Consider the following 13,944-nt stretch of genomic DNA (forward strand, 5'->3'; position numbering starts at 1 on the left):
ATGAAGTTCAAGATAAAAAATTTCGGATTTCTCGTCGTGTTGCTTTTTCTGTCGCTCTCGGCTCCTCTCCTTTGCCGCGCGGAGGAGAGAAGCGCGGGAAAGGAGGAGTTGAAGGCGGTGAAGGCGGGGAAGCAGGCCGCCTTTCAGTGGGAGAACAACGGAAGCTACTGGAAGCTTCTCTATCTCGATACGAAGAATGCCGCCTGGAAGTATGCGAGGAGACAGTGGGTGCAGATCGGGGATCGCTACTACTACTTCCTCGACGATGGGAAGCTCGCGGAGGGCTGGTTTCAGGATCCCGCAAAGAAGGAGAGCTGGTATTTCGCGGAGTGCGACAGCGCAAAGCACGACAACCCGAATGCGGGGAGAGTCCTGACCGGCTGGGCGGTAATCCCGGACAGTACGGGCGTGACGCAGCATTTCTACTTCGGTGCATCGGCGAAGGGACGCCCCAGCGGCATGTACCAGGGAGAGGGGGAGTACTACAAGAGCTACGAGATCGACGGCAAAAAATACAGCTTCGATGCCGCCGGACATTGCTCCTCGAAGGACTATCCCGCGGGCATCGAAAGCTTCGCTCTGAAGAGAGTCTGATGCGCTTTGAAGGGATTTGATATGAAGCTTCGGCTTATCGCTGCCGGAAAAATAAAGGAGAGGTCTCTGAGGGACGCTGCCGCGGAATACGTGAAGCGTCTCTCTTCCTTTTGTACGCTGGAAATCGCGGAGGTCCCGGATGAAAAAACTCCGGAGCACGCTCCGGAGGCCATAGAAAGAAAAATCAAGGAGATCGAGGGGAAGAGGCTTCTCGCGAAGGTGCCGGGAAAGTCCTTTCTCATTGTGCTTGCGATCGAGGGAAGAGCGCTCTCCTCGGAGGAGCTCGCCGGGAAGCTCTCGGAGCTTATGCTCCGAGGTCAGTCCGACATCAGTATCCTGATCGGAGGATCCCTCGGGGTATCGGAGGAGGTCCTGCAGAGAGCGGATTTCCTTTTGAGCTTTTCCCGGATGACCTTCCCGCACCAGCTGATGCGCCTCATCGCGCTGGAGCAGCTCTATCGCTCCTTCAAGATCAACGCGGGGGAACCCTATCACAAATAGGATTTACTGTCTGCATTCCCTCACTTCCTCCTCCTCGGAGACGAAGCGGCGGATCTTATCCTCGATGAGGCTCCGGTCCAGAGAGAGGGAGAGGGAGAGCTCCTCATAGAGCGTGCTCTCCGCCTGCTCCATATAGTGGAGGTCGCAGAGCGTGAGCTTCTTCCCCTGCCTTGCCCGTTCCGTCTTCCGGTGCTGCAGCGTCTTAATGACGCGGAGGAGCTCATCGGGTTCGCAGCTTCTGATGCATTCCCGACAGGCCTCCTCTCTTGCTCTTGGATTCCGAATGGACAGGGGAAGGATGAGCCCCATGCTCTGAAGGAAATGCTCCGCCTCCTCCCGACTCATGACCGGCCTCATCCGGATCCGCATCTCCTCGACAGGGGCGTAGATCGCTGCCTGCGCTTTTTTGAGCGGCTCCAGAATATAGTAATTTTTGTCCTTTGGGATGCCCTCCAGATTCAACGTAGTGATGCCCGTAATTTTATGCACTCCTTTGCATCCGTAAACGACGTAGGTTCCGGACTGAAACATTCTGCCCTCCTTTCTTTAATTTATAGAGTCCTCTTGACAGAAAAAGACAGAACCCATATAATACAAATTTTATCAGAGCGGAGACGGCATTTCCAGTCTTTTCCGGGATTTCGGAAAAGATTAGCGTTATACCCAAATACTGACATTTTTCTGAAGAAAATCAGGGCATAAAAGGAAGAATTTTAAATTGCACGGGATTTTATACAAAAAGTGCATGAGTCCGCCTTCCTGCACCGCCTGATCTCTGTGCATACAGCGGAGTTTTTCCGACGGGCAGCATCGCTTTTTCCGCTTCCTTCCGCCCCGGCACTGACTTTTCGCCGGGGCTTTTACAGCGCCGGAGGATATGCTAAAATATCAGGCGGCTTCGTTTTCGGGAAAGATCGGAAGAAAGGGTTTTCTCATGCGTTTTTCGGGGAAGAAGGAGGGCAGGGAGGCACTGCTCTATATCGTCACGGGAGTCTTCACGACTCTTGTGAATTTTTTCGTCTTCAGTCTCCTGGATTTTGGACTTGCCCGACTCGGAGTAGCGGGGAAGCTGGCCTATAAGTTTGCCTATGCCGCCGCCTTTCTCGCTGCGGTGATCTTTGCCTATTGGAGCAATAAGCTCTATGTCTTTCAGAATAAAGACATGTCCCTTCCGCGGCTTTTGCGGGAATTTTCCGCCTTTCTCGCAGCGCGGCTTTTCTCGGGGGCGGTATGCTTCCTCCTCATGATCCTCCTTGTGGACATCATGGAGCTCGGGCACAGTCTCGCCTGGGCGCTGAGCTCCGTCTTCAACCTGGGCTTTAATTATCTTGCGAGCAAATTCTGGATCTTCAGGGAGAAAATGCATGAATAAAAAGATCGTCCGCTCATCTGACGCCTACCTTCTGTCCTTCCTCATACCGGTGCTCAGCATGATCGTCATATTCTTCGCGCGGGGCATCTTTCCCTTCGGGAGGGAGAGCTTTCTCAGGACGGATATGTATCATCAGTACGCCCCCTTCTTCTCGGAATTTCAATATAAGCTCCGCCACGGCGGGAGTCTTCTCTACAGCTGGAATGTGGGCCTCGGCGTGAATTTCTCCGCGCTCTATTCCTATTATCTCGCGAGCCCGGTGAACTTTCTGATCCTTCTCGTGCCAAAGAAGCTCGTCATTGAGTTCATGACCTATCTTATCGTTTTAAAGATCGGCCTCTCGGGACTTTCTGCGGCATTTTACTTTCGGAAGCATTATCACAGGACGAACTTCGGCTGCTGTTTTTTCGGCATCCTCTATGCCATGAGCGGCTACGTTGCGGCATATTCCTGGAATATCATGTGGCTGGACTGCATCCTCCTCTTCCCACTCATTCTCCTCGGGATGGAGCGCATGCTCTCCGGCGGAAGCCCCGTGCTCTACACACTGACACTGGGGCTTTCCATCCTCTCGAACTATTATATCTCCATCATGATCTGCCTCTTTCTGTTTCTCTCCTTCCTCTCCTATCTTATCCTGGACGGGAGGGAGGGGCTGCCGTTCCTCTGGAGGAGGGCAGGGCGCTTCTTTCTCTATTCTCTGATCGCGGGGGGACTCGCCGCCGTGACGCTCCTTCCGGAGATCTATGCCTTAAAGGGCACCGCGTCCGGGGATATCAACTTCCCCGAGACCGCAAAGCAATACTTCGGGATCATCGATATGTTTGCCCGCCATATGCCGCTTGTGGAGACGGAGCAGGGCCTGGATCACTGGCCGAACCTCTACTCCGGAACTGTCACCTTCCTGCTCCTTCCGATGTATTTTCTGAACGGGAAAATCTCTCTTCGAAAGAAGCTTGCGAGCGGACTGCTCCTCCTCTTTTTTTATCTGAGCTTTTCCATCAATATCCTGAACTTCATCTGGCACGGCCTTCATTACCCGAACAGTCTGCCGTGCAGACAGAGCTTCCTCTATATCTTCATGCTGCTCTGCCTTTGCTATGAGGCCTACCTGAAAAGAAAGGCCACGGGGCTCAGAGAACTCGGGATTTCCCTCGCCTCAGCCCTCTCCTTTATCATCCTTTGCCAGAAGGTGGTGACTGACGACGCCTTTCACTGGGCTGTCTTCTATACGGCGATCCTCTTCGTACTGCTCTACTACCTTCTCTTTTACCTGGAGAAGAAGGGAGGGCTGAATTATAATGCGCTCCTTCTCTCCGCCCTCGCACTCCTCGGCATGGAGTGCGCGATCAATATGGCCGCGACCTCGGTCACGACCACATCGAGGACCTCCTATACGGCGGACAATGCGGATACGATACGGCTCGTGCGGGCCGTCCGGGCGGAGGACAAGAGCTTCTGCCGCTTTGAGAAGATGACGAGAAAGACGAAGGATGACGGGGCATTTCTGAATTTTCCGAGTGTATCTATCTTCTCCTCGACCGCCTATAAGGAGTGCTCTGACTTTTTCCGAAAGATCGGCTGCGAGGCCTCTACGAATGCCTATTCCATCACCGGCTCGACTCCGCTTGTCAATATGCTTTTTTCCGTGAAGTATGATATCTACTCCGAGGAGCCCGCGGCGGCGGAAAAGAGGGGCCTGTCCTATCGGGACGGCTCCGGAGAGATGCTCCTTTATCAAAATGAGTATTCCCTTCCGCCGGGACTCTTCCTGAGAGAGGAGGAGCTCACGAACTGGCACACAGATATGGGGACGCCCGCTCTGGTGCAGAACTCCTTCTGCGACGCGATGCAGAGCTCCCCGGTGCTGATCCCGGTGATCGGGAATTTCCAGGAGAAGGATTACAGCTTCACGGCGGATACGGCGGGGGAATACTATGTCTATGTGACGAATCCGAAGCTAAAGCAGGTGAAGGCGAAGCTCGCCTCCGGGGAAAAGAGCTTTGAAAATGTGGACCGGGGCTATTTTCTGGAGCTTGGCTATCTGAGCGAGGGGGAGGAGGTGCGTCTCACGGCGGATACCGCGGGGCAGAGCATGGACTGTGAGGCCTATCGCTTCGACTTTACGGCGCTGAAGGAGCTCTATCGAAAGCTCTCCGGAAGAAGCTGGGAGCCAAAGCTTCACACGGACACAAAGCTCTCCGGCTCGGCGACACCCTCGGAGGATTCCACACTCCTCCTCTTTGTGCCCTATGATGAGGGCTGGAGCGCCAGAGTGGACGGGAGGAAGGTAAAGCCGGTGAAGGCGCTGAACTGCTTTCTCGGGATCCCGCTGGATGCGGGAGTGCACGAGATCACGCTCAGCTACATTCCAAAGGGGCTTTTCCTCGGAATCCTCTGTTCGATTCTCTCCCTTTGCCTCTTCCTCCTCCTCTTTTTCCTCTCCCGGAGAAGCTGGAGGGAAGGGAAATGGAAGAGAAGGGAGAAGAGATACCGGGGGGCTCCGGATTTTATCGCTCTGACCTCCGAGAGAGCGAATACTTCCGAAGAGGATGAGTTTTCCGAAGGGGATGAGCTTCTCAAAGAGAATGAGCTTCCCGAAGAAGATGAGCTGCCCGCGGGGGGAGAGGAAGTAAGGGAAGGAAAGGAGGATTCCCCGTCTTTTTCGGAGGAGAGAGAGGCGGAAGAAAGAGGAGTCTTTTCGGACTTTGAAGACCTGGAGGACTGCGAGGAACTGGAGGAGTACGGGGATCCGGAGGACTGCGAAGAGCTGGCGGGCGAAGAAGAGCCGGAGGAGAAACCGAGCCGGAACCCGCGGGAAGGAAGAGCAGAGGAAGAGGCTGAAGCAGAAGAGCCGGAGGATTTCTCCCTTCCGCTGATGGAGGAGGAGAGAGCGGCAGGGGACAGAGCAGCTGCGCCGGAATTTAAGCAAAGTCCGGAGGAAGGCGGCTCAGAGCCGGAAGAGAAACCGAGCCGGAACCCGCGGGAAGACAAAGCGGAGGAAGAAAAAGGCTGGAATCCGTGGGAAGGAAGAGCAGAAAAGAAGAGGGGACGGAATCCGCGGAGAAATGAGGCAGAGGCAGAGGCGGAAGAGATGGAGCTGGAGGATCTTTTCGCTGAGGAGCTGAGTGAGCTTCCGGACAGTGGAAAGAGCGAAGGAGAGGAGAAGGAATGAAGCTTTGGGGAGGGAGATTCAGAGGAAAGACAGACGAACTGGTGGAGAGATTCAATGCCTCTCTCCCCTTCGACAGAAGGCTTTACCGGGAGGATATCGAGGGCTCCGTCGCTCACGCCAGGATGCTCGGAAAGCAGGGGATTCTATCGGAAAAGGACGCGGAGAGCATCATCAGAGGACTCTATGGCATCCTGTCGGACATCGAGAGCGGAAGGCTTGTGATCGAAGGGGACTCGGAGGATATCCACAGCTTTATCGAAGCGGAGCTTACGAAGCGGATCGGAGAGGCGGGGAAGCGTCTTCACACCGGGAGATCCAGAAATGATCAGGTGGCACTCGACATGAAGCTCTATACGAGAGAGGAGCTGGACCGGATGAAGGAGGAGCTCGCGGAGCTGATCGGGGTCCTCACAGAGCTCATGGAAAGGCACAGGGAGAGCTATATGCCGGGCTTTACACACCTGCAAAAGGCGCAGCCCACGACTCTTGCGCATCATCTCGGCGCTTACCGGGAGATGTTTCGGCGGGACTGCTCAAGGCTTTCGGACTGTAGGAATAGACTCAACGAATCGCCGCTTGGTGCGGGTGCCTTCGCCGGGACGAGCTATCCTCTGGACCGGGAGATGACGGCCGCGGAGCTTGGCTTTGACCGGGCGAGCGAGAATTCCATGGATGCTGTCTCCGACCGGGATTATCTCCTGGAATATCTCTTCGATCTCTCTCTCATCGCCATGCACCTGTCCCGCCTCAGCGAGGAGCTCATCCTGTGGAATTCCAATGAATACCGTTTTCTCCGGCTTTCCGACGCCTATTCCACCGGCTCCAGCATCATGCCGCAGAAGAAGAATCCGGATATCGCGGAGCTCATCCGCGGGAAGTGCGGGAGGGTATACGGGGATCTCTTCTCGCTCCTCACAGTCATGAAGGGGCTTCCCCTTGCCTATAATAAGGACATGCAGGAGGATAAGGAGGCCGCCTTCGACGCCATGGATACCGTGCGGGATTCCGTGCGGCTGATGAGTGGAATGCTGAAGACGATCGAATGGGACACGGAGCGGATGAGGGAGAGCGCAAAACGCGGCTTCAGCAACGCAACGGATGTCGCAGACTACCTGGTCGGAAAGGGGATTCCCTTCCGCACTGCGCACGGCATCGTCGGGGAGCTCGTCCTCTACTGCGAGGGGAAGGGGTGCTCCCTGGACGAGCTGAGCCTTCCGGAATTTAAAGCGATTTGTCCGGAGATCGAGGACGATATCTACGGGGAGATTTCTCTGGAGAGCTGTGTGAAAAAGCGGAGAACGAAGGGAGCCCCGGGGGCGCTCTGAGAGGGAATACGGCATCTTGTTGAATAAATTTCATAGAAAATAGAATAAAAATCCAAATTCTGCTTGCCTTTTCCGTCCTCCGGTAGTAAGATACAGCTTGATTTCGGAACGGGCGGACTGCCCGCGGGATGAATTTCAGGGCGGGGGAGGATCCGCCGGAAAGGCAGGATATATGGGAAAGCTGATGCCGAAAAACAAGACGCAGGGGGAAAAGGTTGTGCTGGCGTATTCCGGAGGACTGGATACGACGGCGATTATCCCCTGGCTGAAGGAGAACTTCGGCTATGAGGTCATCTGTGTCTGTGTCGATGTAGGACAGGGGGAGGAGCTGGACGGCCTCTCGGAGAGAGCGAAGCTCTCCGGGGCGGCGAAGCTCTACATCGAGGACATCAGCGATGATTTCTGTGAGAACTATGTGCTTCCCTGCATCCGGGCCAATGCCTGCTATGAGAATAAGTATCTGCTCGGAACCGCGATGGCCCGCCCGGCTATCGCAAAGCGCCTTGTGGAGATCGCGCGGAAGGAAGGCGCGAAGGCGATCTGCCACGGCGCAACGGGAAAGGGAAATGATCAGATCCGCTTTGAGCTTGCCATAAAGGCCCTGGCTCCCGACCTCGATATCCTCGCACCGTGGCGGATGAGCGATGTCTGGACCTTCCGCTCCAGAGAGGATGAAATCGCCTACTGCAAGGAGAAGGGGATCGATCTCGCCTTCGGCTCCCACGAGAATTCCTACAGTCGGGACCGAAATCTCTGGCATATCTCCCACGAGGGGCTGGAGCTGGAAAATCCGGAGAACGCGCCGGATTATGAGCACATGCTCGTGCTTTCCGTGACTCCGGAGAAAGCCCCGGACCAGAGGACGGAGCTCAGCATCGACTGGGAGAAGGGGAAGCCCGTCGCCCTGAACGGAAGGAAGATGAGCCTGCGGGAGATCCTCACGGAGCTCAACCGGATCGGCGGAGCGAACGGCATCGGCATCACGGATATCGTCGAAAACCGTGTGGTCGGCATGAAGAGCCGGGGCGTCTATGAGACACCCGGCGGAACGATCCTGATAGAAGCCCATAAGCAGCTGGAGGAGCTGATCCTGGATCGGCAGACCATGGAATTCAAGGAGCTTGCTGACGTGAAGTTCGCGCAGACCGTCTACGAGGGAAAGTGGTTTGCTCCGCTCCGGGAAGCGCTGGAGGCCTTCGTCTCCTCCACACAGAAATACGTGAGCGGGAGAACGAAGCTTGCGCTCTATAAGGGAAATATCATAAGGGCCGGCGTGAGCTCCCCCTACTCCCTCTACAACGAATCTCTCGCAAGCTTTGCGACCGGTGATCTCTACGACCATCACGATGCCTCCGGCTTCATCACCCTCTTCGGTCTTCCGGAAAAGGTGCGCGCCGTGAAGCTGCAGGAGACAGAAAAAGCATAATAGAGCAGGAAAGACCCGTTTATGGCAAGCAAAACAGCCGCTCGCGAAAGCAGGGCGGCTGTTTTGCTGCGCCCAAAGTATCACCGTGATTTACAGAGAAATATGCGAAAAATTCTGAAAAGCATCCCAACTAAGCTATGCAAAAAGCATAATTTTGTATATAATGATTCCAGTGCCGGGCGTTTTCGCCCGTGATATCTGCATAAAAAGGGATACCGGAGCCTGGGACACGTCTCTCTATAAGAGAGAGGGGGCCTGACAATGAGTCCTTATAGTTATAATTTGCCTGTCTGATGGTTATGGATTTGTCTTCGCAGGAGCGGAATCCGCATCGATCTTCATCGGATAGGACTTTTACAGCATCATATAAAGGAGGAAAGCAAATGGCAGAGGAAAAAAAGGAATCCGGGACAAAGAGACTGGGAGATCAGGAGCTCGGTGATTTCCTGACGAGGCTCGCTTCCGCATCTCCGATCCCCGGCGGAGGAGGAGCGTCCGCTCTTTCCGGAGCCTGCGGCGTATGCCTCGGAATGATGGTCGGGAATCTGACGACGGGAAAGAAGCGCTATGCGGACTTCGAGGAGAGGCTCGGGGAAATTATGAAGGAGCTCTCCGTTTTGAAGGAGGATTTCATGCGCCTTGCGGAGAGAGATGAGGAGGTTTTTCTGCCGCTCTCGAAGGCCTACGGACTCCCGAAGGAGACGGAGGAGCAGCGCCTGGAAAAGGACAGGATTATGGAGAAATGCCTTCATGAGGCGAGCCTTGTGCCGCTGGAGATCATGGAGACCGCGGTAAAGGCGCTTCTGCTCGTCGAGGAGCTGGCGGAGAGAGGGTCCCGGATTGCGGTTTCCGATGCCGGAGTCAGCGCGGAATTTCTGAATACCGCGGTCCTCGGGGGCGCGATGAATGTCATCATCAATGTAAAGGCCATGAAGGATCGCGACTTTGCGGAGAAGACAAAGGAGAAGCTTCTCAGCCTGAAAAAGGAGGGGGCAGAGCGCGCGGAGAAGATCTACTGCATGGTGGAAAAGAGCCTGGAATCATAGACGGGATGTCCACACCGGGATCGCCGGTGTGATGATAGGAAAGGTCCCTTCGAAAGACGGCATTGGCCGTCTTTCGGAGGGGGCGGAAAGAGGTGAAAAATGCAGGAATTACGGGGAAAACTGGTTGTGGAGAAGCTGAAGGAGGAATGCCTTAAGCGCTGCGAGAGCCATCACGGGAAGGTTCCTACGCTTGCGATCATCCGGGTCGGGGCGAAGGAAGCGGACATCTCCTATCAGAGGGGGGTGCGGAAGCGCTTTCTTGATTTCGGCCTGGAGGTAAAGGACTATGAGCTCCCGGAGGACGCGAGCGATGAGGAGTTCCAGAAGGCCTTCGATTTCATCAACGATGACCCGGAGATCAACGGAATTCTTATCATGAGACCGCTGCCTCCCAAGATCAATGAGAAGGAGATTCTCCGAAAGCTCCGCCCGGAGAAGGACCTGGACTGCATTACGAAGGAAAATATCGCGGGGGTCATGCTGGGAGAGCCCTCGGCCTTCGCCCCCTGTACCGCGCAGGCCGTCATTGAAATGCTGAAGGGCTATGAGATCCCGATCGCGGGGAAGAGAGTGGTTATTCTGGGGCGCTCCATGGTCGTGGGGAAGCCCCTCTCGATGCTTTTCCTGAAGGAGAACGCGACCGTCACCGTCTGCCATTCAAAGTCCGAGAATCTGAAGGAGATCACAAAGGAGGCGGATATCCTGGTCGTCGCGATCGGAAAGGCGAAGTTCGTCGGGTCGAGCTATATCCGAGAGGGCGCGATCGTGGTCGATGTCGGCATCAACATGGACGAGGAGGGCAAGCTCTGCGGAGACTGCGATTACGATACCATGACGGAGAAGGCCTCCATGCTGAGTCCGGTGCCGGGAGGACTCGGCTCCGTCACGACGGCAGTGCTCGCAAAGCATCTGATCCGAGCAGCAGAGCTCCAATGGGGAGAGTAAGGAGCAGCCGGGAAGGGCCGATCCTAGGAGAGGGAAGAGAGATTCCGGAAAAGAGAGCGATGAAAAATATCAAAAGCTATAAAAATATCGTCTTCGACATGGGAAATGTCCTGATTGATTACGATGAGGATCGTGTGAGCCGGAAATTCAGCGGGAACGAAGCGCTGATCCGGGAGGTCCACAATACGGTTTTCTGCTCTTCGGAGTGGCTGAAGCTGGACGCCGGTCTGATTTCGGAGGAGGAGGCGGAGAGGCGCTGGCTCCCCCGCCTCTCCTCGGAAGAGGCGAGGGAGCTCGCAAGAAAGGCCTTTTCCCAGTGGCATCTCTATAATATGAGGGAAAAGCCCGGGAGTGCGGAAATTATCCGCGGTCTCCACGAGAGGGGGCAGCGGATCTTTATCCTTTCCAACGCGAACCTTCGTCTTCCGGGCTGCTACCGGAGGGTGATGCCGCTGCCGGAGCTCTATGACGGCGTTTTCTTTTCCGCGGAGCACCGCTGCATTAAGCCGCAGGATATCATTTACGAGCGCTTCTTCCGGCTCTTTTCCCTGCGGCCCTCGGAATGCTTCTTCGTCGATGATCTGCCGGAGAACATAGAGGCCGCGTCTATTGCGGGGATGGATGGTTTCGTGTTTTCGGACGGAAGGGCGGAGACGCTGAAGGAACTCTTTGAACTGTAACCGCTTACAGACAGGATAGCCCTTTACTGAAAAAATATCCTGGTTTATAATAAAATTTGGATATCAAAGGTGATTCTGCGGGACCTTGTTTCGTCTGCAGCTGCGGAGGGACATGTCTTAAGGCTTTTCCTCTGCGCCTTTTTAACGGCAGCGGGAAGGGACGGCGGAATCACAGTATCTCCGGATCCAGGATAGGCGACAAGATGACTTTAGGAGGCTAAGCGATGGCTAGAAAATGGGTTTACCTGTTCACGGAAGGAAATGCCGACATGAGAGAGCTCCTCGGGGGCAAGGGGGCAAACCTCGCGGAGATGACCAATATCGGTCTCCCCGTCCCGCAGGGCTTTACGATCACGACGGAGGCCTGTACGCAGTACTATGAAGACGGGCGGGAGATCAATCCGGAGATCATGGCTCAGATCGAAGAGTATGTGAAGAAAATGGAGGGAATCACCGGGAAGAAATTCGGGGATCACGAGAATCCGCTCCTGGTCTCGGTTCGTTCCGGTGCGAGAGCCTCCATGCCCGGCATGATGGATACCATCCTGAACCTGGGACTCAACGAGGAGGTCGTGAAGGTCATCGCCGAGAAATCAAAGAATCCGAGATGGGCCTGGGACTGCTATCGGCGCTTCATCCAGATGTACTCCGATGTCGTGATGGAGGTCGGAAAGAAGTATTTCGAAGAGCTGATCGATAAGATGAAGGCCCAGAGAGGCGTGAAGCAGGATGTAGAGCTCACAGCGGATGATCTCCGCGAGCTGGCGGAGCAGTTCAAGGCCGCATATAAAGAGAAGATCGGCTCCGACTTCCCGGATGATCCCAAGGCTCAGCTCTACGGCGCGATCAAGGCGGTCTTCCGCTCCTGGGATAATCCCCGCGCCAATGTCTACCGCCGTGACAACGATATCCCCTATTCCTGGGGGACGGCGGTCAATGTACAGTCCATGGCCTTTGGAAATATGGGAGATGACTGCGGCACCGGCGTGGCCTTTACCAGAGATCCGGCGACCGGGGAGAAGGGACTTTTCGGTGAATTCCTGACCAATGCACAGGGAGAGGATGTCGTGGCCGGTGTCCGCACCCCGATGCACATCAAGGAGATGGAGCAGAAGTTCCCGGAGGCCTTCCAGCAGTTTGTCTCGGTCTGCAAGACCCTGGAGGAGCATTATCGGGATATGCAGGATATGGAGTTTACCGTTGAGCACGGGAAGCTCTATATGCTGCAGACCAGAAACGGAAAGAGGACGGCGCAGGCCGCACTTAAGATTGCCTGCGATCTGGTGGACGAGGGCATGAGGACGGAGAAGGAGGCGGTCGCGATGATCGATCCCCGGAATCTGGACACCCTCCTGCACCCGCAGTTTGACCAGAAGGCCCTGAAGGCTGCGACGCCGCTGGGCAGAGGACTGGGCGCATCTCCGGGAGCCGCCTGCGGAAAGGTCGTGTTCACGGCGGATGACGCGGTGGACTGGGCGAAGAGAGGAGAGAAGGTCGTTCTTGTCCGTCTGGAGACCTCTCCGGAGGATATCACCGGCATGAAGTCCGCCCAGGGCATCCTGACTGTCCGCGGCGGTATGACGAGTCACGCGGCTGTCGTTGCGAGAGGCATGGGAACCTGCTGCGTCTCCGGCTGCGGTGATATCGTCATGGACGAGGCGAACCGGAAGTTCACGCTCGCCGGCAAGACCTTCCATGAGGGAGATTTCATCAGCATCGATGGAACCAGCGGAAATATCTATGAGGGACTGATCCCGACAGTGGACGCGGTGATCGCCGGGGAGTTCGGCCGCATCATGGGCTGGGCGGATAAATTCCGGAAGCTCGCCGTGCGGACGAATGCGGATACGCCGAGAGACGCGAAGAAGGCGAGAGAGCTCGGGGCGGAGGGCATCGGCCTTTGCCGGACGGAGCATATGTTCTTTGATCCGGAGAGGATCGAGGCCTTCCGGGAGATGATCTGCTCCGACACCGTGGAGGAGAGAGAGGAGGCCTTGGCGAAGATCCTGCCCTATCAGCAGGGTGACTTCGAGGCCATCTATGAGGCCCTGGAGGGGAATCCCGTGACGATCCGCTTCCTGGATCCGCCTCTCCACGAGTTCGTCCCGACCGAGGAGGCCGAGATCGAGAAGCTCGCTAAGGCGAAGAAGAAGACGGTCCAGGAGATCCGGGATATCATCAGCTCCCTTCATGAGTTCAACCCGATGATGGGGCACAGAGGCTGCCGCCTCACTGTGACTTATCCGGAGATCGCCGCGATGCAGACAAGAGCCGTTATCCGCGCTGCGATCAATGTGCAGAAGAAGCATCCGGACTGGAAGCTCGAGCCGGAGATCATGATCCCGCTGACCTGCGAGGACAAGGAGCTTCGCTATGTGAAGAAAACGGTTGTCGAGACCGCGGATCAGGAGATCAAGGCGGCGGGCAGCAGCTTAAGCTACCAGGTGGGAACCATGATCGAGATTCCGAGAGCCTGCCTCACCGCGGATCTGATCGCGAAGGATGCGGACTTCTTCTGCTTCGGGACGAATGATCTCACGCAGATGTGCTTCGGCTTCTCGAGAGACGACGCCGGTAAGTTCTTAAACGCCTACTATGACGCGAAGATCTTCGAGTCGGATCCCTTCGCAAAGCTCGATCAGGAGGGCGTAGGGAAGCTTATGAAGATGGCGGTCGATCTCGGAAGACCCGCGAATCCGAAGCTCCATGTCGGAATCTGCGGAGAGCACGGCGGAGATCCTTCCTCCGTGGAGTTCTGCCATGACATCGGACTGGACTATGTCTCCTGCTCCCCCTTCCGTGTGCCGGTGGCGAGGCTTGCGGCCGCACAGGCGGAGATCAGGAACCCCAGGTAGATCCTGAGGGCATCGGTCTTTGAGC

General features: G+C 55.9%; 11 protein-coding genes. 10 read left to right on the plus strand and 1 reads right to left on the minus strand.

The features are described from left to right. Together HMPREF1986_RS00300 and rlmH are read left to right on the plus strand one after the other, a co-directional pair. Positions 1 to 594 (plus strand): hypothetical protein, encoded by a 594-nt coding sequence (locus HMPREF1986_RS00300; RefSeq protein ID WP_036598574.1) that lies wholly within the window; start codon positions 1 to 3, stop codon positions 592 to 594. A 21-nt stretch (positions 595 to 615) separates the two neighbouring features. Beyond that, entirely contained in the window at positions 616 to 1,095 is a 480-nt protein-coding gene (rlmH, locus tag HMPREF1986_RS00305; RefSeq protein ID WP_021772706.1) for a 23S rRNA (pseudouridine(1915)-N(3))-methyltransferase RlmH, read from the plus strand. 3 nt (positions 1,096 to 1,098) lie between these two features. Here the strand turns inward: rlmH and HMPREF1986_RS00310 are convergent, their stop codons facing one another. Then, positions 1,099 to 1,626 (minus strand): CarD family transcriptional regulator, encoded by a 528-nt coding sequence (locus HMPREF1986_RS00310; protein ID WP_009214517.1) that lies wholly within the window; start codon positions 1,624 to 1,626, stop codon positions 1,099 to 1,101. 346 nt (positions 1,627 to 1,972) lie between these two features. Here HMPREF1986_RS00310 and HMPREF1986_RS00315 point away from each other — a divergent pair, with 346 nt between their 5' ends. The 8 genes from HMPREF1986_RS00315 (at position 1,973) to ppdK (ending at position 13,919) form a co-directional block, all read left to right on the plus strand. Then, positions 1,973 to 2,467, plus strand: a complete 495-nt coding sequence (locus HMPREF1986_RS00315) for a GtrA family protein (protein ID WP_021772709.1) — start codon at positions 1,973 to 1,975, stop codon at positions 2,465 to 2,467. Next, the gene (locus HMPREF1986_RS00320) at positions 2,460 to 5,642 is read left to right on the plus strand and encodes a YfhO family protein (protein WP_021772710.1); all 3,183 of its coding nucleotides are present in this window, start codon (positions 2,460 to 2,462) and stop codon (positions 5,640 to 5,642) included. The genes HMPREF1986_RS00315 and HMPREF1986_RS00320 overlap by 8 nt, the downstream gene beginning before the upstream one ends. After that, positions 5,639 to 6,967, plus strand: coding sequence for an argininosuccinate lyase (argH, locus tag HMPREF1986_RS00325; protein WP_021772711.1), 1,329 nt, complete (start codon positions 5,639 to 5,641; stop codon positions 6,965 to 6,967). The genes HMPREF1986_RS00320 and argH overlap by 4 nt, the downstream gene beginning before the upstream one ends. Before the next feature lie 172 nt (positions 6,968 to 7,139). Beyond that, positions 7,140 to 8,393, plus strand: coding sequence for an argininosuccinate synthase (locus tag HMPREF1986_RS00330; protein WP_021772712.1), 1,254 nt, complete (start codon positions 7,140 to 7,142; stop codon positions 8,391 to 8,393). A 383-nt stretch (positions 8,394 to 8,776) separates the two neighbouring features. Next, entirely contained in the window at positions 8,777 to 9,439 is a 663-nt protein-coding gene (locus tag HMPREF1986_RS00335) for a cyclodeaminase/cyclohydrolase family protein (protein ID WP_009214524.1), read from the plus strand. Between the two features lie 99 nt (positions 9,440 to 9,538). Continuing rightward, positions 9,539 to 10,384 carry a bifunctional 5,10-methylenetetrahydrofolate dehydrogenase/5,10-methenyltetrahydrofolate cyclohydrolase gene (locus HMPREF1986_RS00340; protein ID WP_021772714.1) on the plus strand — a complete coding sequence of 282 codons (846 nt, stop codon included), beginning with the start codon at positions 9,539 to 9,541 and terminating at the stop codon, positions 10,382 to 10,384. After that, positions 10,372 to 11,064, plus strand: a complete 693-nt coding sequence (locus HMPREF1986_RS00345) for an HAD family hydrolase (protein ID WP_021772715.1) — start codon at positions 10,372 to 10,374, stop codon at positions 11,062 to 11,064. The genes HMPREF1986_RS00340 and HMPREF1986_RS00345 overlap by 13 nt, the downstream gene beginning before the upstream one ends. Positions 11,065 to 11,288: 224 nt before the next feature. After that, a complete protein-coding gene (gene ppdK / locus HMPREF1986_RS00350) occupies positions 11,289 to 13,919 on the plus strand; it encodes a pyruvate, phosphate dikinase (protein WP_021772717.1) in 2,631 nt (876 codons plus the stop codon). Positions 13,920 to 13,944: the final 25 nt, after the last annotated feature.

Origin of the sequence: Oribacterium sp. oral taxon 078 str. F0263, from assembly GCF_000469565.1 — a bacterium.
Classification (GTDB): domain Bacteria; phylum Bacillota; class Clostridia; order Lachnospirales; family Lachnospiraceae; genus Oribacterium.

Bases quoted from the DNA above. Each gene is read 5' to 3' on its own strand.
- HMPREF1986_RS00300 (WP_036598574.1), top strand. From the start codon at position 1: ATGAAGTTCAAGATAAAAAATTTCGGATTTCTCGTCGTGTTGCTTTTT.
- rlmH (WP_021772706.1), top strand. From the start codon at position 616: ATGAAGCTTCGGCTTATCGCTGCCGGAAAAATAAAGGAGAGGTCTCTG.
- HMPREF1986_RS00310 (WP_009214517.1), bottom strand. From the start codon at position 1,626: ATGTTTCAGTCCGGAACCTACGTCGTTTACGGATGCAAAGGAGTGCAT.
- HMPREF1986_RS00315 (WP_021772709.1), top strand. From the start codon at position 1,973: ATGCTAAAATATCAGGCGGCTTCGTTTTCGGGAAAGATCGGAAGAAAG.
- HMPREF1986_RS00320 (WP_021772710.1), top strand. From the start codon at position 2,460: ATGAATAAAAAGATCGTCCGCTCATCTGACGCCTACCTTCTGTCCTTC.
- argH (WP_021772711.1), top strand. From the start codon at position 5,639: ATGAAGCTTTGGGGAGGGAGATTCAGAGGAAAGACAGACGAACTGGTG.
- HMPREF1986_RS00330 (WP_021772712.1), top strand. From the start codon at position 7,140: ATGGGAAAGCTGATGCCGAAAAACAAGACGCAGGGGGAAAAGGTTGTG.
- HMPREF1986_RS00335 (WP_009214524.1), top strand. From the start codon at position 8,777: ATGGCAGAGGAAAAAAAGGAATCCGGGACAAAGAGACTGGGAGATCAG.
- HMPREF1986_RS00340 (WP_021772714.1), top strand. From the start codon at position 9,539: ATGCAGGAATTACGGGGAAAACTGGTTGTGGAGAAGCTGAAGGAGGAA.
- HMPREF1986_RS00345 (WP_021772715.1), top strand. From the start codon at position 10,372: ATGGGGAGAGTAAGGAGCAGCCGGGAAGGGCCGATCCTAGGAGAGGGA.
- ppdK (WP_021772717.1), top strand. From the start codon at position 11,289: ATGGCTAGAAAATGGGTTTACCTGTTCACGGAAGGAAATGCCGACATG.